17 protein-coding genes are annotated in these 19,546 nt (G+C 62.1%); 11 read left to right on the plus strand and 6 right to left on the minus strand.

What is annotated here, in order from left to right:
* The first annotated feature begins 17 nt into the window (after positions 1 to 17).
* The 4 genes from parE to AC07OT_RS20670 all read left to right on the plus strand — a co-directional run bounded on the left by parE (position 18) and on the right by AC07OT_RS20670 (position 6,139).
* Positions 18 to 1,922: a DNA topoisomerase IV subunit B gene (gene parE / locus AC07OT_RS20655; protein ID WP_027604917.1), complete on the plus strand. Its 1,905-nt coding sequence runs from the start codon at positions 18 to 20 to the stop codon at positions 1,920 to 1,922.
* Complete coding sequence (locus tag AC07OT_RS20660; protein WP_495108931.1) at positions 1,922 to 2,917, plus strand: esterase-like activity of phytase family protein; 996 nt, start codon at positions 1,922 to 1,924, stop codon at positions 2,915 to 2,917. Before parE ends, AC07OT_RS20660 begins: the two co-directional genes overlap by 1 nt.
* 73 nt (positions 2,918 to 2,990) lie before the next feature.
* Positions 2,991 to 5,255 carry a DNA topoisomerase IV subunit A gene (gene parC / locus AC07OT_RS20665; RefSeq protein ID WP_495108932.1) on the plus strand — a complete coding sequence of 755 codons (2,265 nt, stop codon included), beginning with the start codon at positions 2,991 to 2,993 and terminating at the stop codon, positions 5,253 to 5,255.
* A 173-nt stretch (positions 5,256 to 5,428) separates the two neighbouring features.
* Positions 5,429 to 6,139: a PqiC family protein gene (locus AC07OT_RS20670; protein WP_027604914.1), complete on the plus strand. Its 711-nt coding sequence runs from the start codon at positions 5,429 to 5,431 to the stop codon at positions 6,137 to 6,139.
* A 169-nt stretch (positions 6,140 to 6,308) separates the two neighbouring features.
* Here AC07OT_RS20670 and AC07OT_RS20675 read toward each other — a convergent pair whose 3' ends face one another.
* Positions 6,309 to 7,841: an AhpA/YtjB family protein gene (locus tag AC07OT_RS20675; RefSeq protein WP_115486407.1), complete on the minus strand. Its 1,533-nt coding sequence runs from the start codon at positions 7,839 to 7,841 to the stop codon at positions 6,309 to 6,311.
* 133 nt (positions 7,842 to 7,974) lie between these two features.
* Here AC07OT_RS20675 and serB point away from each other — a divergent pair, with 133 nt between their 5' ends.
* On the plus strand, positions 7,975 to 9,189 hold the full coding sequence (gene serB, locus AC07OT_RS20680) for a phosphoserine phosphatase SerB (RefSeq protein ID WP_027604912.1): 1,215 nt from the start codon (positions 7,975 to 7,977) through the stop codon (positions 9,187 to 9,189).
* Between the two features lie 49 nt (positions 9,190 to 9,238).
* On the opposite strand, the gene asd is transcribed toward serB, so the two are convergent.
* The 3 genes from asd to AC07OT_RS20695 are packed head-to-tail and all read right to left on the minus strand — an operon-like array spanning position 9,239 to position 12,525.
* Positions 9,239 to 10,099: an archaetidylserine decarboxylase gene (asd, locus tag AC07OT_RS20685; protein WP_003171334.1), complete on the minus strand. Its 861-nt coding sequence runs from the start codon at positions 10,097 to 10,099 to the stop codon at positions 9,239 to 9,241.
* 16 nt (positions 10,100 to 10,115) lie between these two features.
* Complete coding sequence (locus tag AC07OT_RS20690; RefSeq protein WP_495108933.1) at positions 10,116 to 10,931, minus strand: rhodanese-like domain-containing protein; 816 nt, start codon at positions 10,929 to 10,931, stop codon at positions 10,116 to 10,118.
* Positions 10,932 to 10,989: 58 nt separating this feature from the next.
* A complete protein-coding gene (locus AC07OT_RS20695; protein ID WP_141156597.1) occupies positions 10,990 to 12,525 on the minus strand; it encodes an HDOD domain-containing protein in 1,536 nt (511 codons plus the stop codon).
* A gap of 167 nt (positions 12,526 to 12,692) precedes the next feature.
* On the opposite strand from AC07OT_RS20695, the gene motA reads away from it, so the two are divergent.
* Entirely contained in the window at positions 12,693 to 13,544 is an 852-nt protein-coding gene (gene motA / locus AC07OT_RS20700; protein WP_003171338.1) for a flagellar motor stator protein MotA, read from the plus strand.
* A 3-nt stretch (positions 13,545 to 13,547) separates the two neighbouring features.
* On the plus strand, positions 13,548 to 14,570 hold the full coding sequence (gene motB / locus AC07OT_RS20705; protein ID WP_115486403.1) for a flagellar motor protein MotB: 1,023 nt from the start codon (positions 13,548 to 13,550) through the stop codon (positions 14,568 to 14,570).
* A 49-nt stretch (positions 14,571 to 14,619) separates the two neighbouring features.
* On the opposite strand, the gene rsgA is transcribed toward motB, so the two are convergent.
* Positions 14,620 to 15,651 (minus strand): small ribosomal subunit biogenesis GTPase RsgA, encoded by a 1,032-nt coding sequence (rsgA, locus tag AC07OT_RS20710; RefSeq protein WP_017734951.1) that lies wholly within the window; start codon positions 15,649 to 15,651, stop codon positions 14,620 to 14,622.
* A 108-nt stretch (positions 15,652 to 15,759) separates the two neighbouring features.
* Here rsgA and orn point away from each other — a divergent pair, with 108 nt between their 5' ends.
* A complete protein-coding gene (gene orn, locus AC07OT_RS20715; RefSeq protein WP_010213620.1) occupies positions 15,760 to 16,302 on the plus strand; it encodes an oligoribonuclease in 543 nt (180 codons plus the stop codon).
* Between the two features lie 175 nt (positions 16,303 to 16,477).
* On the plus strand, positions 16,478 to 17,092 hold the full coding sequence (locus AC07OT_RS20720) for a trimeric intracellular cation channel family protein (protein WP_065940870.1): 615 nt from the start codon (positions 16,478 to 16,480) through the stop codon (positions 17,090 to 17,092).
* Here AC07OT_RS20720 and queG read toward each other — a convergent pair.
* The gene (queG, locus tag AC07OT_RS20725; RefSeq protein ID WP_495108934.1) at positions 17,089 to 18,153 is read right to left on the minus strand and encodes a tRNA epoxyqueuosine(34) reductase QueG; all 1,065 of its coding nucleotides are present in this window, start codon (positions 18,151 to 18,153) and stop codon (positions 17,089 to 17,091) included. The two genes, AC07OT_RS20720 and queG, sit on opposite strands and share 4 nt — an antisense overlap.
* 63 nt (positions 18,154 to 18,216) lie before the next feature.
* Between queG and AC07OT_RS20730 the strand changes: the two genes are divergently transcribed.
* Together AC07OT_RS20730 and tsaE are read left to right on the plus strand one after the other, a co-directional pair.
* The gene (locus AC07OT_RS20730; protein ID WP_495108935.1) at positions 18,217 to 19,077 is read left to right on the plus strand and encodes an NAD(P)H-hydrate dehydratase; all 861 of its coding nucleotides are present in this window, start codon (positions 18,217 to 18,219) and stop codon (positions 19,075 to 19,077) included.
* The gene (gene tsaE, locus AC07OT_RS20735; protein ID WP_141156599.1) at positions 19,065 to 19,535 is read left to right on the plus strand and encodes a tRNA (adenosine(37)-N6)-threonylcarbamoyltransferase complex ATPase subunit type 1 TsaE; all 471 of its coding nucleotides are present in this window, start codon (positions 19,065 to 19,067) and stop codon (positions 19,533 to 19,535) included. The genes AC07OT_RS20730 and tsaE overlap by 13 nt, the downstream gene beginning before the upstream one ends.
* Positions 19,536 to 19,546: the final 11 nt, after the last annotated feature.

Below are 19,546 nucleotides of genomic sequence, written 5' to 3' on the forward strand. Positions count from 1 at the left end.
ACTCACGACGAGACCCCATGGCCACTCCCAGCGCTAGCTCTTATAACGCCGACGCCATCGAAGTCCTCTCGGGCCTCGACCCGGTGCGCAAACGCCCCGGCATGTACACCGACACCAGTCGGCCGAACCACCTTGCCCAGGAAGTCATCGACAACAGCGTCGACGAAGCCTTGGCCGGGCACGCCAAATCGGTGCACGTCATTCTTCACGCCGACCACTCCCTGGAAGTGTCCGACGATGGTCGCGGCATGCCGGTGGACATTCACCCGGAAGAGGGTGTGTCGGGCGTCGAGCTGATCCTCACCAAGCTGCACGCCGGCGGCAAGTTCTCCAATAAGAATTACCAGTTCTCCGGTGGCTTGCACGGTGTGGGTATTTCCGTGGTCAACGCCCTGTCCACGCTGGTGCGGGTCAAGGTCAAGCGTGACGGCAACGAGTACGAGATGACCTTCGCCGATGGCTACAAAGCCACCGACCTGCAGGTCATCGGTACCGTCGGCAAGCGCAATACCGGCACCAGCGTGTACTTCGCGCCGGACCCTAAGTACTTCGATTCGCCGAAATTCTCCATCAGCCGCCTCAAGCACGTGCTCAAGGCCAAGGCCGTATTGTGCCCGGGCCTGTTGGTGACCTTTGAAGACAAAGGCACTGGCGAGAAAGTCGAGTGGCATTACGAAGACGGCCTGCGCTCCTACCTGGAAGATTCCGTCAGCGATTTCGAGCGCCTGCCCAATGAGCCGTTCTGCGGCAGCCTGGCCGGCAACAAGGAAGCCGTCGACTGGGCGCTGCTGTGGTTGCCCGAAGGCGGCGACAGCGTGCAGGAAAGCTACGTCAACCTGATCCCCACCGCCCAGGGCGGCACCCACGTCAACGGTTTGCGCCAGGGCCTGCTGGATGCCATGCGCGAATTCTGTGAATACCGCAGCCTGCTGCCCCGTGGCGTGAAGCTGGCGCCGGAAGACGTGTGGGAGCGCATTGCGTTCGTGCTGTCGATGAAAATGCAGGAGCCGCAGTTCTCCGGCCAGACCAAGGAGCGCCTGTCGTCCCGCGAAGCGGCGGCGTTTGTCTCCGGTGTGGTCAAGGATGCCTTCAGCCTGTGGCTCAACGAGCACCCGGAACTGGGCCTGGCCCTGGCGGAGCTGGCGATCAACAACGCCGGCCGTCGCCTCAAGGCCAGCAAGAAGGTTGAGCGCAAGCGCATTACCCAGGGCCCGGCATTGCCGGGCAAGCTGGCCGATTGCGCCGGGCAGGACCCGATGCGCTCCGAGCTGTTCCTGGTCGAAGGTGACTCCGCCGGTGGTTCCGCCAAGCAAGCGCGGGACAAGGAATTCCAGGCGATCCTGCCGTTGCGCGGCAAGATCCTCAATACCTGGGAAGTCGATGGCAGCGAAGTCCTTGCCAGCCAGGAAGTGCACAATATTGCCGTGGCCATCGGCGTCGACCCAGGCGCCGCCGACATGAGCCAGCTGCGCTACGGCAAGATCTGCATCCTCGCCGACGCCGACTCCGACGGCCTGCACATCGCGACCCTGCTGTGCGCGTTGTTCGTGCAGCACTTCCGTCCGTTGGTGGATGCCGGTCACGTCTACGTCGCCATGCCGCCGCTGTACCGGATCGACCTGGGCAAGGAGATTTTCTACGCCCTGGACGAAGCCGAGCGCGATGGCATTCTCGACCGCCTGGTGGCCGAGAAGAAGCGTGGCAAGCCTCAGGTCACCCGATTCAAGGGCCTGGGTGAAATGAACCCGCCGCAACTGCGTGAGACCACCATGGACCCCAACACCCGGCGCCTGGTGCAGTTGACCCTGGAAGACTTCGCCGCCACCTCGGAAATGATGGACATGCTGCTGGCGAAAAAACGCGCGCCGGACCGCAAGTCCTGGCTGGAATCCAAGGGCAACCTCGCTGAGGTCCTGGGCTGATGCGCACAGGTTTCGCCCTGGCGATCCTGATGTTGAGCGGGCTGGCGGCCACTTCGGTAGTTGCCGCGCCCGTGGCTGAGCTCAAGCTGGTGTCCGAACACCCGGTGGACGGCATGCGCGGCGGGAACCTCTCGGGCCTGGCGCTGTGTGGCAAGGAGCTGTGGACGGTTTCCGACCGCGATGACGACCAGATCTACCGTCTCGATACCCGTGCGCCGACCTGGCAAGCCGAAGCGGTAAGCATCGATGTGCCGCCGGTGCCGGAATCCGGGTTGCCCTGGGGGCTGCGTTCGCGCACCAAGGCTGCGTCGTTCATTCGCGGCGGCGACCTGGATTTCGAAGGCATCACCTGCGATGCCGTCGGCAATCGCTACATTGTCAGCGAAGCCCATGCGGCGGTGCTGCAAGTGCCGGTGAGCGGTGCGCCTGAATGGTTGAAGATCGCCCCGGGCATGGTGCGTGAAGCCCGGGCCAGTGGCATGTTGCTGCACTTCAATGCGTTGTTCGAAGGCCTGGCAATCAACCCCGAGGGCAATCAGCTCTGGCTGGCTGCGGAGCGTGAGCGGCGCGGCCTCATCTCCATCAAGCGCCCGCAAAGCCTGTGGGATTGCGACGGCCCTTGCGTGTTGCTGAGCGAGGCCGGCCAGGAGATGCAGCCGGCCAAGTTCGTCGGAGCCAAGGCGGTGTCCAAGGATTTCGCCGATCTGTCACTGTTCAACGGCAAGCTGTTTACCCTGGAGCGCAATGCGTTCCAGATCTGCCGGCGCGATACGGTTACGGCCAAGGTCGAGCTGTGCTGGTCGTTCGCCGACGAAACCCTGACGCCCGAGCGGCGTTACGCCCAGCCCTATGGCCTGGCCGAAGCCCTGGTGGTGGACGCAGACGGTGCCTGGCTGGGCATCGACAATAATTTCGGCCCCCGCGCCGATGGTGAAAAACGCCCCATGGTCTATCGTTTCGCCGCCCCCGCCGGCGGCTGGAGCGCCCAGCCATGAGCCGCTACTTTTTTGAATCGATCCGGCGCGGCGGCATTTCCGCTGCGCCTTACCAAACAATGATGAGGCCCGCATGAGTGACATCCTCGCAGACAGCTTAGATGGCGTAGAACGCCGGTCGCTGGCTGACTTCACCGAAAATGCCTACCTCAACTACTCCATGTACGTGATCATGGACCGTGCCTTGCCGCATATCGGCGACGGCCTCAAGCCCGTACAGCGGCGCATCATCTACGCCATGAGTGAGTTGGGCCTGGACGCCGATTCCAAGCACAAGAAGTCGGCGCGTACCGTCGGTGACGTGCTCGGTAAGTTCCACCCCCACGGCGATTCGGCGTGCTACGAAGCCATGGTGCTGATGGCCCAGCCGTTCAGCTACCGCTACACCCTCGTCGACGGCCAGGGCAACTGGGGTGCGCCGGATGATCCCAAGTCCTTCGCAGCCATGCGTTACACCGAGGCGCGCCTGTCGCGCTATTCGGAAGTGCTGCTCAGCGAACTGGGCCAGGGTACCGCGAACTGGGGGCCGAACTTTGACGGCACTCTCGACGAGCCCCTGGTGTTGCCTGCACGTTTGCCGAATATCCTGCTCAATGGCACCACCGGCATCGCGGTCGGCATGGCCACCGACGTACCGCCGCACAACCTGCGCGAAGTCGCCACCGCCTGCGTACGCTTGCTGGATGAGCCCAAGGCCACGGTCGAGCAGCTGTGCGAGCATATCCAGGGCCCGGATTACCCGACCGAAGCCGAAATCATCACGCCGCGCGCCGACCTGCTGAAGATGTACGAAACCGGCAAGGGCTCGGTGCGCATGCGTGCCGTGTATCACATCGAAGACGGCGACATTATCGTCACCGCCCTGCCGCACCAGGTGTCCGGTGCCAAGGTGCTGGAACAGATTGCCGCGCTGATGCAGGCCAAGCCATCGAAATTGCCCCAGGTCGCTGACTTGCGTGACGAGTCCGATCACGAAAACCCCTGCCGCATCGTGATCATCCCGACCAACAGCCGGGTCGACCACGAAGTGCTGATGCAGCATCTGTTTGCCAGCACGGACCTGGAGTCCAGCTACCGGGTCAACGTCAACATCATCGGCCTGGACGGCAAGCCGCAGTTGAAGAACCTGCGCAACCTGCTGGTCGAGTGGCTGGAGTTCCGGATACAAACCGTACGCCGCCGCCTGCAGTTCCGCCTCGACAAGGTCGAACGCCGCCTGCACCTGTTGGACGGCTTGCTGATTGCCTACCTCAACCTGGATGAAGTGATCCACATCATCCGTACCGCCGAGCACCCGAAAGACGAGCTGATAGCGCGTTTCGAGCTGAGCGAGATCCAGGCCGACTACATCCTCGACACCCGCTTGCGTCAGTTGGCACGCCTGGAAGAGATGAAGCTGCGCGACGAACAGGACGCGCTGCTCAAGGAGCAAGCCAAGCTGCAAGCCCTGCTGGGCAGCGAAGCCAAGCTGAAGAAGCTGGTGCGCAGCGAGTTGATCAAGGACGCCGAAACCTACGGCGACGACCGCCGTTCGCCAATCGTGCAGCGTGCCGAAGCCAAGGCGCTGACAGAGACCGAACTGCTGCCGAACGAGAAAATTACCGTCGTTCTGTCGGAAAAGGGTTGGGTTCGTTCAGCCAAAGGGCATGATATTGACGCCACTGGTCTGTCGTACAAGGCCGGTGATGGCTTCAAAACTGCTGCAGCCGGGCGTTCCAACCAGTTTGCGGTGTTTATTGACTCCACCGGGCGCAGTTATTCGGTGCCGGCCCATACCTTGCCATCGGCGCGGGGGCAGGGCGAGCCGTTGACCGGTCGCCTGACGCCGCCACCTGGGGCGAATTTTGAATGTGTGCTGCTGCCGGATGACGAGTCGCTGTACGTGATCGCTTCCGACGCGGGCTACGGGTTCGTGGTCAAGGGTGAAGACCTGCAGGCCAAGAACAAGGCGGGCAAGGCATTGTTGAGCCTGCCGAACAACGCCAAGGTCATCCTGCCGCGTCCGGTGGAAGACCGCGAAGGCAACTGGCTGGCGTCGGTGACCACCGAAGGGCGCTTGCTGGTGTTCAAGATCAGCGATCTGCCGCAGTTGGGCAAAGGCAAGGGCAACAAGATTATTGGTATTCCCGGCGAGCGGGTGGCCAGTCGCGAAGAGTACGTGACCGACATCGCGGTGATCCCGGAAGGTGCCACCCTGGTGCTCCAGGCCGGCAAACGCACGTTGTCCTTGCGTCCTGACGACCTCGAGCACTACAAGGGCGAGCGTGGTCGTCGCGGTAATAAACTGCCCCGCGGCTTCCAGCGTGTGGATGCTTTGCTGGTGGAGACGCCGGTTTAAGGCGTATTAGAGCCCTCGATCTACGATTTAAAGCGTAGATCGACGCTTTGGCGCTGGAGTCATGGCGCATATTCACGGATGATATGGCCTTTCCAGCGCCGGCGTGGCCGAGCGTGTTTAGGTTATTTTTAGTATTACATTGTGGTTCGCCTTGTGGCAGCCACCTGGATGGGATGATGACTGCTCCACGCGTTCCTCTATTTTTGATGCTCGCTGGCCTTTTGGGGTTGGCGGGTTGCAGCACACACCAGCCTGTGTCGCTGTACCAGCTGGACAGCGGAAGTCCAGCTCAGCCAGCCCAGACCGCTGGCATGGCCGTTTTGCTCGGGCCGGTGGTCGTCGCCGACTACCTGCAACGCGAAACCCTGCTGCAACGTCAGAACGATGGAAGCCTGCAAGGTTCCACCGATGGTCGTTGGGCAGGCAGTTTATCGTCTGACATCAACCAGTTGATGTTACGTCAGGTGGCCGGTCAGTTGGACAGCCAGCGTGTGGTCCTGGCACCTGCGCCCACCGGCTTCAGCCCGGATGTGCAGGTCTTGCTGACCATTACCCGGCTCGACTCCGGTAAATCGCAACCGGCGATCCTCGATGCGCAATGGCGCTTGATCGACCGTCGCGGCCAGGTGCGTGATAACCGCATCGTGCACCTGCAGGAAGAACATGCCGGCACCACCGCGTCCCAGGTTCAGGCCCAGGGCGTGCTGCTGCAGCAATTGGCGCAGCAGTTGTCGGTGGCCCTCAAGCCACTGGCCAACCAGCCACCCATCGCCGAGGCGCCCCGTAAATCGGCCCCGGTGCAGGCCAAGCCGGCAGAGCCGCAAAAGCCGAAGATGCCGATGGCTACGCCGATCCGTACGGATATGGAAGTGTTCAGGTTCTGATCTGAATCGAAGATAAACAAAAGGCCCGCTGATTCAGCGGGCCTTTTTGCTTATCTGCGATTGACTTGAGGCTTGTTGAGATCCAAATGTAGGAGGGGGCAAGCCCTAATGTCTCCTGTAGGAGCGAGCAAGCTCGCTCCTACAGGAGACATTAGTCCGGCGGTGTGCTTCAGGGCTTTGTGCGGGTCTCATGCATCCGCGCCAACTGCCGTTCCAGCATCGATGGATACGGCTCCATCAACCGCTCCACGCAGCTTGCCCCCTCGGGGCTGGCAATCGGGCGGATACGCGCGCGCTGGCGGATCAGCGTGTCTTCACTGATCTTGCGCTCCACCAGCAGCAGGTTGCGGCTGTGCTGGGACAAGGCCAGTGCATCCTGGGCGTTTTCAGTCAGCAGCAGGTCGATCTGGCTCATGCCGAACAGGTCGTCGCCCACGGTGAGGCCCAGTTGCAGTTGCAGGGTGATGCCGCTGTCGGCGACTTCGATCTGCAGTTCATGGCCCAGGGCGCGTAGCAACTCACCACAGCAAATCGCATTGGTCAGGTAGTCTTCGCCGCTGTCTTCGCTGTGGAACAGCATCAGCGTGCTGCCGTCGTTGAGGGTGTGCAGTTCGCTCTGGTACAGCGAGGCGGCCTGGTCGAGGCAGTCGCGGTAGCGCTCCAGCAGTTCGGTCAGGCGTGCGCGGGGCAGGCGACGCAATTGGTCCTGGGCACCCAATTGCACGGCGAGCACAGCGCTGTACTGCGGCTCGCTGCTGCGTACCGGCGCCGCCTTGGGGGCTATTGCGGGGCTGTCGGCTGACGTATCGCGCAGGTCGGCGAAGGGGTCTTCATCGTCCAGCTCGTCTTCTTCGGCCTTGAAGGCATGGCGCGGTGCAGGCTTGAGGCCCGCCACCGGCGGACGCTCGTCGAAACCCGGGTCACGCAGGTTGCGCACTTCGAACTCGGGCTCTTCGTCGTAATCGGTGTCGTCGTATTCAGGCTCTGGCTCGACCTCGGGCACCACCGGTTCCGGGGCGAAGCTGGCGTGCAGCTGGCGGGCAAGGTCGCCGATTTCATCCTGGCGGTCGGTTGCCGGGGTGTGCTCGTCGATGTCCCGCAGCCAGATGCGCAGTTGCATGAGCGGCGTGGAGATATGCCGCCCCAGGCGCAGGCTCAGGGCCAGGGCCAATGCCAGCAGGATGGCGCTGAGGATGCCCATGCTTTGCAGGCTGATGGTCATCGGCTGCTGGAACTGCTGCATGTCGAGGCTGATACGCAGTTGGCCGGCCTTCACATCCTGAAACGTGATATTGCTCTGGTACAGGCCTTCGGCTTCGCCCAACAGGCCGTTTTTCGGGCGCTGCCCGGCTTCGGCCATGATGCGGTTGTCCACGCTGTAGATGGCGGCATGGGCCACCAACGGGTTCTTGGTCAGGTTGTTGAGCAGCACGTTGAGGCTGAGGATGTCATTGGACACCAGCAGCTCAGTCGCCGAAGTGGCGGTCTGCGTGGTCAGGCTCTCGCCCAGGGCGTCGGCTTGCTCGTGCATGGCCTGCTTGAATTGCAAACCCATCACGCAGGCGTAGATCACCAGGGCCAATGCGACCAGGATCACGTTATGGCTGGCGATGCGTAATGCGATCGGTACACGGCGGTGGCGCAGTGCCCGGAAGATCAGCAGGAAGAAGTTGTCGGTTTTTACTGGCGTGGGCCGGTTCACTTGAGCTCGGCTCTTGGTCCGTGAAGTTGACGCGCAGTATAGCGACAGGCCCAAGACCGGCAAAGCGCTGGCTGTGCCCGATGGTCACTGAAAGTGGGTAGAATGCGGTTTTTTTCCAGCCTGGGGGTGCGCCTTGCGCGAAATTGTCCTGATTAACATCACTGGTGAAGACCGCCCAGGTCTTACCGCAGCCATTACCGGCGTTCTGGCCCAGGGTGGTGTGAACATTCTCGACATCGGCCAGGCGGTGATCCACGACACGCTGTCGTTCGGCATCCTGGTGGAAATCCCCAGCACCGAGCAGGCCTCATCGGTGCTCAAGGACATCCTGTTTACGGCGTATAAGCTCGATCAGCAGGTGCGTTTCACCCCGGTGTCCGAAGCGGATTACCAGCAGTGGGTGGCCGGCCAGGGCAAGAAGCGCCATATCGTGACGCTGCTGACCCGCAAGGTCACCGCCGAACAGCTGCAGCGCGTCAGCTCCATTACCGCGCAGTATGGTTTGAACATCGACCATATCGACCGTCTGTCGGGGCGCATGCCATTGGACACCCCGGCCGACAAGGGCAAGGGCTGCATCGAGTTCTCCGTGCGCGGTGAGCCGGCCGACCCGCAAGCCCTGCGCGCCGAATTCCTCAGCGTGGCCCAGGAACTGAATGTCGATATCGCCTTCCAGGAAGATTCGCTGTTCCGCCGCAACCGCCGTCTGGCGGTGTTCGACATGGACTCCACGCTGATCGAAGCCGAAGTCATCGACGAACTGGCCAAGGCGGCCGGCGTGGGTGAGCAGGTGTCCGAAATCACCGAGCGCGCCATGGCCGGGGAATTGGATTTCCGCGCCAGCTTCAAGGAGCGCCTGGCCTTGCTCAAGGGCCTGGACGTGAGCGTGCTGGACTCCATCGGCGCGTCGCTGCGCCTGACCGAAGGCGCCGAAACCCTGTTTGCCGAACTCAAGCGCCTGGGCTACAAGACGGCAATCCTGTCGGGTGGCTTCACCTACTTCGCCAAGCAATTGCAGGCCAAGCTGGGCATCGACTATGTGTTCGCCAACGAATTGGAAGTGGTGGATGGCAAGGTGACCGGCGTCGCGGTCGAGCCGATTGTCGATGCGCAGCGCAAGGCGGATCTGCTGAAGGAACTGGCCCACAAGGAAGGTTTGCGTCTGGAGCAGACCATTGCGGTCGGTGACGGCGCCAACGACCTGCCGATGCTGGCCATTGCCGGTTTGGGTGTGGCATTCCGTGCCAAGCCATTGGTCAAGCAATCGGCCAAGCAGGCGATTTCTACCCTGGGGTTGGATGGCGTGCTGTATCTGCTGGGTTTTCGCGACCGCGACGGTCAGTTGTAACTGACTAAATGTGGGAGGGAGCAACCCCCCTCCCACATTGGGTTCGGCGTCAGGCTTTAGGTAAAGCGATGCCTTGGCCCATCTGCACCGGCGAACCCGCCACCAGTTCTTCAGCCCACTTCACCTGATCCGGCCCGAACAGCACGATCGCAGTGGAGCCCAACTTGAAGCGACCCAGTTCCGCACCCTTCTCCAGGTGAATCGGCGCGCGCGCAGCTTCGTCATAGCGGAAGGTTTTCAGCTCGCGCTTCGGCGGAGTCACCAGGCCGGCCCATACGGTTTCAATCGACGCGACAATCATCGCACCGACCAATACCACGGCCATCGGGCCGCGTTCGGTGTCGAACAGGCAGACAACGCGCTCGTTACGCGCAAATAACTCCGGCACGTTTTCGGCGGTAGTCTGGTTCACCGAGAAAATCCGCCCAGGTACGTAGACCATTTCACGCAGGGTACCGGCCAGAGGCATATGCACACGGTGGTAGTCCTTCGGCGACAGGTAGATGGTGGCGAAATCACCGCCCATGAACGGCGCGGCGACCGCTGCATCGCCGCCCAACAGTTCCAGCACGCTGAAGCTGTGGCCTTTGGCCTGGAACACACGACCGTGTTCGATGGGGCCAAGCTGGCTGACTGCGCCATCGGCTGGGCTCAATACGGCGCCAGGGGTCTGGTCCAGTGGGCGGGCACCGTCTTTCAGGGCGCGGGTGAAGAAGGCGTTGAAGTGCTCGTAAGCGGTCACGTCTTCCACCAGGGCCTGGGACATGTCCACTTGATAGCGCTTGGCGAACCACGTGGTGAAGGCATTCTTGAACCAGCGCACGCGGCACTCGGCGATGCAGCCGGCCAACCGCGACAGCAGGTGGTGCGGCAGCAGGTACTGGCTGAGGATAAACAACTGCTTTTTCATTAACTGTCCTTAAACCTTAAATCTCGACGGGGGTGTCGGGGTGGTTGCCCCATTCGCCCCAGGAACCGGCATAACCTTTGACTCGCGGATAACCGAGCGCCTTGGCCACCAGGTAGGTGAAGCCAGAGCGATGATGAGTCTGGCAGTGGGTGATGATTTCTTTGTCTTTGGTCAGCCCGAGGTCTTCGAGGATCTGCGGCATGTCGCGGCGAATGCGCAGGTTGCGTGCCTTGTCCATGCCGGCAGTCCACTCGAAATTCACCGCGCCGGGGATGTGGCCGCCTTTGGCCGCGAGGACTTTCTCGCCGGAGTATTCCAGCGGGCCACGGGCATCCCAGATGCCCAGGTCGGCAGCCCCAAGACGGCTTTGCAGGTATTCGCGGGTGGCGGTGGGGCCATCGTGCAGCGTAAGGCTGACCGGGCCGCCGGCCGGGGCGGGCACGTCGGTGGAGAGCGGGTGCTTGCCCTCCAGCCACGCCAGCAGGCCGCCATCCAGGTAGTGGTATTTCTGGTGGCCGATCACATCGAGCATCCAGATGAAACGCCCGGCCCAGCCCCCGCCTTCGTCGTCATAGACCACGTAGGTAGCGTCGGGCGTGTGGCTCAGTTCGCCGAACAGTTTCTCAAGCTCGGCCTTGCCGGGCAGCAGGCCGGGTGCCGGCGCCTGGCCCAGCTGGGTGCGCTTGGGGTCAACGAAATGCGCGCCGGGGATGTGCCCTTCGGCGTAGCGGGCGGCACTGGTGAGGTCCACCAGAATCAGGTGTTCGGCATCCAGTTGAGCGAGCAGGTCACTGGACTCGATCACCAGCGGCAAGCCAGAGAAGTCAGGCATGTGAGGTCTCCTGGGCACAAATGTTGGCGATTAAAGGACGGCGATTGTAGCGCAAGCATCAAGCGCTGCGGTTGGTAAAGCTGTGCAGGGCTTTCTCGATGCATTGGGCGGTTTTACCGAAGGCCTGCACGGTGGTTTCCGAGAACGGCCCGCCGCCCTGGTCGGCGACCATCACCATCACCACGCGACCGTTGCAGCTCATGGACCGCAACAACAGGTGCTCGCCGGTGAACAGGCGGCGCAGGATCGGCGGCAGCAGTGCCGAGAACTGGGCGTGGTTTTCCGGTGTGAGGCGCACCTGGGCGGACTTTTCCAGCAGGCGCTGCAGCAGCGTGCTGTTGACCACATCCAGGCTCAGGTTGGCGGCGTCCTTCGGCAGGCCGTCGGCCTGATGTACGCGCAAGGTGCTCAGGGCACGATCGGCCATGAACAGCATGACGCGCTGCATGCCGCTGGCCACCAGGGCCTCCTTGGCGCACGTGGTCAAATGCATGGCGTTGGCAAAGCGGCTCGGCTCTACCAGCAGTTCGGTACAACGCTTGCGCCAGACAGCCAGGGCTTCGGCGGTGGGCGGTGGTGCAGGCAGCAGGCCGCGATGAATCTTGTGCACATGCCACGGCCAGATCAGCGACAGCGCCGGGTGCCAGAGGTCGGGCATCAAGGTGCTGCGAGCGCTGGTGACGGCTTGCTGGTGCACCTGTTGCTGCACCTCGCCCAGGGGCTGTTGCAGGTACAACGCGGTGAGGTACTGCCAGCGCTGGGTGTGCGGGCAGGTCCAGGACTCCTGGGCCGACATCGCCAGGCCGTTGGCCAGCAGCACCGTATTGGCCGGCTGATTCAACCAGCGGCGCAGGTTGGGATCGGCGTCGAGCAATTGCTGGTGACGAAGAGGGTCGTCTTCGCGGGCGATGTGCAGGGCCTTGACCAGCAAGCGCTGCTCGGTCCGCAGCAAGGTATACCCCTGGGATACCCAGATCGGCAGGTGCCAGGTCTCGGTCAGGCCGAGGCACAGGTCCAGCAGGCGCACGCCGAACAATGCCTGTTCGACCTTGCGTGCCGACTCGCCTTTGTGGATGACCCGCAGTTCCCATTCTTCCAGGAGCTTGGGGTAGGCAACGGCCATCGGCCACAGCGGTGAAAGAAACAGCAGGCTGCCCCAGTGAATGTCCTGCCACAGCCGCGCCAGGCGACTGCCGAACAATCCATTGGCTTGTTGCGAGGCGTGCTGGCTGACCAGCAACAGCTGGCGCAGCGCTACGGGAATTTCATGGGCCGGCACCGACGGCAGGCGTGCCAGCAGTTCCTCGGCGCGTTTGAGGCCCAGGCGGTTAAGCGCCACTTCGAGGTTTTCCGCCGGCGCCGTCAGGCTGCCATGGGTGTGGCTGTTGGCCTCGCGCATGACGCTGAGTACGAGGGCCGGGCTGTTTTGCATCAGCTCGGCAATATCTCGCAACGAACTGCGGCTATCGCGGATGGCTTTGCACACGCGGTCATGGCTGGCCTGTGGAACAGGCAGCAGCACTTCGTCCAGGCGCTTGATCCAAGCGGCTAGAGAAGCAGGTTTTGCAGTTGGGACTGTCGTTTCATTAGCCATGATTGGGGCGCGATCATCACTTGCGGTCAACACACCCGGAGCGGGCCGAACTGGCTTTTCGCCTTAACGGGCTATAGTCTGGCGCAGTTTTGCCGATAAGTAGAACAAGAGTTTTTCAGTTCCCCCAAATATGTCCATGAACCCGACGGCGCAAGTACTCATCTCCTATGGCTAAAATTATCGGCATTATCGTCGTCTTCGCGAGCGTGCTCGGCGGCTACGTCCTGTCCCACGGTAAAATTGCGGCACTGATCCAGCCTTTCGAGGTGATGATTATCGGTGGTGCGGCATTGGGTGCCTTCCTGCAGGCGAACCCCGGCTACATGACCATGCACGTGATCAAGAAGTCGCTGAGCATGTTCGGTTCGCGCTTCACACACACGTTCTACCTGGAAGTGCTGGGCCTGGTTTACGAGATCCTCAACAAGAGCCGCCGCGAAGGCATGATGGCCATCGAGGCCGACATCGAAGACGCCGCGGCCAGCCCGATTTTCGCCAAGTACCCGGCCGTGCTCAAAGATGAGCGCATGACCGCCTACATCTGCGACTACCTGCGCATCATGTCCTCCGGCAACATGGCTCCCCATGAGCTTGAAGGCCTGTTCGACATGGAATTGTTCAGCCTCAAGGAAGAATTGGAGCATCCTTCCCATGCCGTGACCGGTGTAGCCGACGGCATGCCCGGCTTCGGTATCGTCGCGGCGGTACTGGGTATCGTGGTAACCATGGCCTCCCTGGGCGAAGGTGACCAGGCGGCTATCGGCATGCACGTAGGTGCGGCGCTGGTGGGTACCTTCTTCGGTATTCTCGCGGCCTACGGCTTCTTCGGCCCGCTGGCGACCTCCCTGGCCCACGACGCCAAGGAAGAAATCAACCTGTACGAATCGATCAAGGCCAGCCTGGTGGCGTCCGCTTCCGGCATGCCGCCTTCGTTGGCGGTGGAGTTCGGTCGCAAGGTGCTGTACCCGAAGCATCGCCCAAGTTTCGCCGAGCTGGAACAAGCGGTTCGCGGTCGCTAAGCCATGGAAAACAACCAGCCGATAATCATCAAGCGCGTCAAGCGCTTCGCTGCGGGGCACCATGGCGGCGCCTGGAAAATCGCCTTCGCCGACTTTGCCACGGCGATGATGGCGTTCTTCCTGGTGCTGTGGCTGATGTCCACCGCCACGCCCGAACAGAAGATTGCCATTGCCGGCTACTTCAAAGACCCGATTGGCTTCTCGGAAAGCGGCACGCCCTTCGTGATCGACCTGGGCGGTTCGCCGCAGTTGGCGCCTGAGCGCACCATCAACCCGGAAGTCAAAACCGAAGCACCGCAGGAAAAAATCCCGATCGAGCGCGATACCGTCGAAGCCATGGCCGAGCAGGTCGAGCAGGAGCGTCTTGAACTGTTGCTGCAAGAGTTGCAGACCAAGGTTGAGGAAAACCCGCAACTGCTGAAGTTCAAGGATCAGATTTCGTTCGAGATCACCCCGGATGGCTTGCGTATCCAGATCACCGACGCCGCCAACCGGCCGATGTTCGACTCTGGCAGCGCGCGTTTGAAACCGTACTTTGAAGACATCCTGCTGGCCATGGCCGACACCATCAAGGCGGTGCCGAACAAGATCAGCATCAGCGGCCACACCGATGCCAAGCCTTACGCGGGCCAGGGTGACTTCGGCAACTGGGAGCTTTCCGCCAACCGTGCCAACGCCGCGCGTCGGGCACTGGTGGCCGGCAGCTACCCCGACCCGCAAGTCGCGCGCGTGGTGGGCTTTGCGTCCTCGCAGCTGTTTGACCCCAAGGATCCGTTCAACCCGATCAACCGCCGCATCGATATCGTCGTGCTGACCAAAAAGGCCCAGCGTGCGATTGAAGGTGACCAACATGTCGCGCCGCCGGTGCCAACCCAGGGAGCGGGCGGGCCAGGTGAAGTGCCGGCCGACCCTAACGCCATCCCGCCAGGGCAGGAGCCATTGCCGGCCCATGAACTGCGGCAGAAGCTGAACCTGTTTGATGATGGTGGGGTGAAAGATCCTACGGTGCCGGGGACGGGTTCCTAAGCCATATACAACAAGGCCGCGATGATCGCGGCCTTGTTGTTTCGCCAGTTTAGTAACTGCTTTCCGGCAAGCTCGCAATAATCGACCGATAGCTGTTCATCCGCTGCTGCTGCACGCGGCCGTCTTCCAAGGCCTTGAGCAGGGCGCAGCCCGGCTCGCGATCGTGTTTGCAATCGCGGAAGCGGCAGGTGCCGATCAGGTCGTTGAATTCGATAAAGCCCGCTTCCACGTCGCTGCGGCTGACGTGGCCGAGGCCGAATTCACGGATGCCCGGGGAGTCGATCAACTCACCGCCGCCCGGGAAGTGGAACAGCCGCGCCGTGGTGGTGGTGTGGGTGCCCTGGCCGGACAGCTCCGACAGCGGGCCCACGCGGGTATCGACTTCCGGCAGCAGGCTGTTGACCAGCGAGGATTTGCCTACGCCCGACTGGCCGACAAAGACGCTGATACGTCCGTCCAACTGCTGTTGCAGCTGTTCCATGCCATTGCCGTGATGGGCCGAGACTTCCAGCACCGGGTAGCCCAGGGTGCGGTAGACCGCCAGCAGCGCGTTGAGCGCGGGGGCATTCTGCTCGTCGATCAGGTCGAATTTGTTCAGCAGCAACAACGGGCGAATGCCGGCATGCTCGGCCGCCACCAGGTAGCGGTCGATCAGGTTGGCATGGGGCTCGGGCAGCGGTGCAAACACGATCACGATCATGTCGACGTTGGCCGCTACCGGCTTGAGCTGGCCACGGCTGTCGGGGCGGCGCAGTTCGGTGGTGCGCGGCAGTTGGGCGACGATCACGCCGATGCCCTGGTTGCCGGCGCGCCAGACCACCTTGTCGCCGGTGACCAGCGCAGGCAGGTTGGCACGCAAGTGGCAGCGGAACACCTGGCCCGCGAGTTCGCCTTCCAGCGCCTCGACTTCGACCTGCACACCGAAGTGCGCGATTACCAGGCCCGTCTGTTCGGGGCCCAGGTCGCCGCCCTCGAGCGCTTCCACGGCGGAGGATTCACGTTTGGCGGCGCGGGCGGCGCGTTCACCTTGAATCTTTTCGATGCGCCAGTTTTGGCGACGATTGAGCTGGCGTTTGGCCATTGGTGTTCCGTGTCGATAATGCAAAGGTTGGGTAAAACGGTCGCGAGTCTAGCACGGCCCCGCCTGCTAAACTGCGCAGCTACGCCAAGGTGCCAAGAGAATCAAGCCATGCAAAACCCACAGAACCTGATTTGGATCGATCTGGAAATGACCGGTCTGAACCCTGACACCGACGTCATCATCGAGATGGCGACCATTGTCACCGACAGCAACCTCAACACCTTGGCCGAAGGTCCGGTGATCGCCATCCACCACAGCGACGCCGTGCTCGCCACCATGGACGAGTGGAACACCCGCACCCACGGCAACTCCGGCCTGACCCAGCGTGTGCGTGACAGCCGCATCAGCATGGCCGAAGCCGAAGCCGAAACCATTGCCTTCCTGGAGAAGTGGGTGCCCAAGGGTAAATCGCCGATCTGCGGCAATAGCATCTGCCAGGATCGTCGCTTCCTTTATACCCATATGAAAGCGCTGGAAAGCTACTTCCACTACCGCAACCTGGATGTGTCCACGCTCAAGGAACTGGCTGCGCGCTGGGCGCCGGAGGTCAAGGACAGCTTCCATAAAGGCAGCACCCACCTGGCGCTGGATGATATTCGCGAGTCGATCGCCGAGCTGCAGCATTACCGCAAGCATTTCATCAAGGCTTGAAACGGTTTCTTGCTGTGTCCGGGCTTTCTGTGGTGAGCGGGCTTGCCCCGCGTTGGGCTGCGTAGCGGCCCCACTGCTGTTGCCGCATTTTTCCCTATAGATATCATCGCCAAGTATTTGGGGCTGCTGCGCAGCCCAGCGCGGGGCAAGCCCGCTCACTACAAGGATCGCCTTCATGCTGCTGATGCTCTACCTCATCGCCATCACCGCCGAAGCCATGACCGGCGCGTTGTCCGCCGGCCGGCGCGGCATGGACTGGTTTGGTGTGGTGCTGATCGCCTGCGTGACGGCATTGGGCGGCGGCTCGGTACGCGACGTATTGCTCGGCCACTACCCGCTGACGTGGGTCAAGCACCCGGAATACCTGGTGCTGACCTCCATCGCGGCGCTGGTGACGATCTTTATCGCACCCTTGATGCGTCGCCTGCGCTCGCTGTTCCTCGCGCTGGATGCCGTGGGCCTGGTCGCGTTCACCTTGATCGGCTGCATGACCGCCCTGGAAATGGGCCACGGCATGCTGGTGGCCTCGGTCAGCGGGGTGATCACCGGCGTCTTCGGCGGCATTCTGCGGGATATCTTCTGCAACGACATTCCGCTGATCTTCCGCCGTGAACTGTATGCCAGCGTGTCATTCCTCGCCGCCTGGTTCTACCTGCTGTGCCTCTACCTGGAACTGCCCAGCGAGCAGGCGATTCTACTGACCCTGTTCAGCGGCTTTCTATTGCGCCTGCTGGCGATCCGTTTTCACTGGGAAATGCCCAAGTTCATCTACAACGACGACGTGCACTAGCGCGATGCGTGCTGGTTCAGCGCCCATTCCACATGTTCGCGCACCAGCTCCGACGGGTAATCCCGACGTGCCTTCAAGGCTTCCAGCACCGGAATGCTAGACGGCGCATTGCCCAGGCCCACCGCCAGGTTGCGCAGCCAGCGCTCGTAACCGGCACGGCGCAACGGTGAGCCTTCGGTACTGCTGAGGAATTTATCCTCATCCCACATGAACAGCTCCGCCAGTTCCGCGTTATCCAGGTTGTGCCGTGGCTTGAAATCGCTTTCGGCAGTGGGGCGTGCGAAACGATTCCACGGACAAACGATCTGACAGTCATCGCAGCCGAATACCCGATTGCCGATCAGCGGGCGCAGGTCTTCCGGGATTGCGCTCTTGAGTTCGATGGTCAGGTAGGAAATACAGCGTCGTGCGTCCAGTACATAGGGACCGACGAACGCATTGGTCGGGCAGATGTCCAGGCAAGCGGTGCAGCGGCCGCAGTGCTCGGTGGCGTGGGGGGGATCCACGGGCAGCGGCAAGTCGACAAACAGTTCGCTGAGGAAGAAATAACTGCCGGCCTTGCGATTGAGCACCAGGGTGTTTTTACCCATCCAGCCAAGGCCGGCTTGTTCGGCAATGGCCTTTTCCAGCACGGGCGCGCTGTCGACAAAGGCGCGAAAGCCGAAAGGGCCGATCTGCGCCTGGATGCGGTCGGCCAACTGCTGCACGCGCTTGCGGATCAGCTTGTGGTAGTCGCGGCCCAGGGCATAACGGGAGATGTAGGCTTTTTCCGGTTTTGCCAGCAGTTGCGCCATCTGCGTGTCGCCGGGCAGGTAATCCATGCGCAGCGACACCACGCGCAGGGTACCCGGCACCAGTTCGTCCGGGTGCGAGCGTTTGCTGCCATGGGCGCCCATGTAGTCCATCTCGCCGTGGTAGCCCGCGTCGAGCCAGCGTTGCAGATGGTGTTCATGCTCGGCCAGGTCCAGGCCGCTGATGCCGACTTGTTGAAAGCCCAGCTCGCGGCCCCAGTCTTTGATCGATTGGGCGAGGGCGGGCAGATCGGAGGTAATAGCGGGCATGAGACACGGGAAACCACAGGTTAGATGCGTATAATTCTGCCAGACATCGGAGCTTGAAGACGCATGCCGCAGACAAAACACGAAATAACCGACGTTCAGCCTTTGTTGCACGGCCATTTGCCGCAACTGGCTGCGCGTTCCCCAGACGCCCATAAAGGCCAGTTCGGCCACCTGCTGATGATTGGCGGCGACCGTGGCTTTGGCGGTGCCGCGCTGTTGAGTGCCGAAAGCGCCCTGCGCAGTGGCGCGGGCATGGTGTCCCTGGCCACTCGCCTTGAGCACGTGCCGGCCGCGCTGGCCCGTTTGCCGGAAGTCATGAGCGTCGGCGTGAGTTCGGCCAACCAGTTGATGGGCTTGCTGGAAAAAATCTCGGTAATCGTCATTGGCCCCGGCCTGGGCGAAGCCGCCTGGGGCAAAAGCCTGTTGTCCGTCGCAGCCAATGCTCGGCTGCCGCAGGTCTGGGATGCCGATGCGCTCAATCAACTGGCGACTGGCAGCGTGAGCCTGCCGGCCCATTGCGTGATCACTCCGCATCCGGGGGAGGCGGCGCGCTTGTTGGGAATTTCGACAGCCGAGGTTCAGGCCGACCGTCTTAAGGTGGCGCGCGCGTTGAGTCAGAAATTCAAGGCAGTGGCTATCCTCAAGGGTGCTGGCAGTTTGATCGCCAGCCCGGACGGGTGCGTTTCACGCTGTGACCAAGGCCATCCGGCGATGGCGACGGCGGGCCTCGGTGACGTTTTGGCCGGCCTGGTAGGTGCGCTGCTGGCCCAGGGCATGCCGGCCTATGAAGCCAGCTGCCTGGCTGTCTGGTTGCACGCCACGGCGGGGGATCGTCAGGGCAGCTTTGGTCGCGGGCTGGCCGCCAGTGACCTGATACCCGCCATTCGTCAATTGCTGGAGGAACAGTCGCCGTGTCTGAAGTAATTCTTTTCCTGGCCGATGAAGACGCCATGGTGGCGTTAGGTCAGCGTATTGCCCAGGTTACGGCCGGGTCAGGCCTGATCTTTCTTGAAGGCGACCTGGGGGCGGGCAAGACCACGTTGTCCCGGGGGATCATTCGCGGTCTGGGCCACACGGGGGCGGTCAAGAGTCCCACGTTCACCCTGGTTGAACCCTACGAGATCGGCGCAGTGCGGGCTTTCCACTTCGACCTCTACCGCCTGGTGGATCCCGAAGAACTCGAATTCATGGGCATCCGTGATTACTTCGATGAAGACGCGCTGTGCCTGATCGAGTGGCCAGATAAAGGCACAGGCTTTTTGCCAAAGCCGGACCTGACCATTACCATTACGCCGCATGGTCACGGACGTCAGCTGAAGTTGTTGCCCCAGGGTGCGCGCGGTGAGTCGTGGTGCGTCGCTCTGGCTTTGGAATTCAAATAATTGGTGGGGTT

The organism is Pseudomonas sp. GW821-FHT09C10, assembly GCF_059418085.1.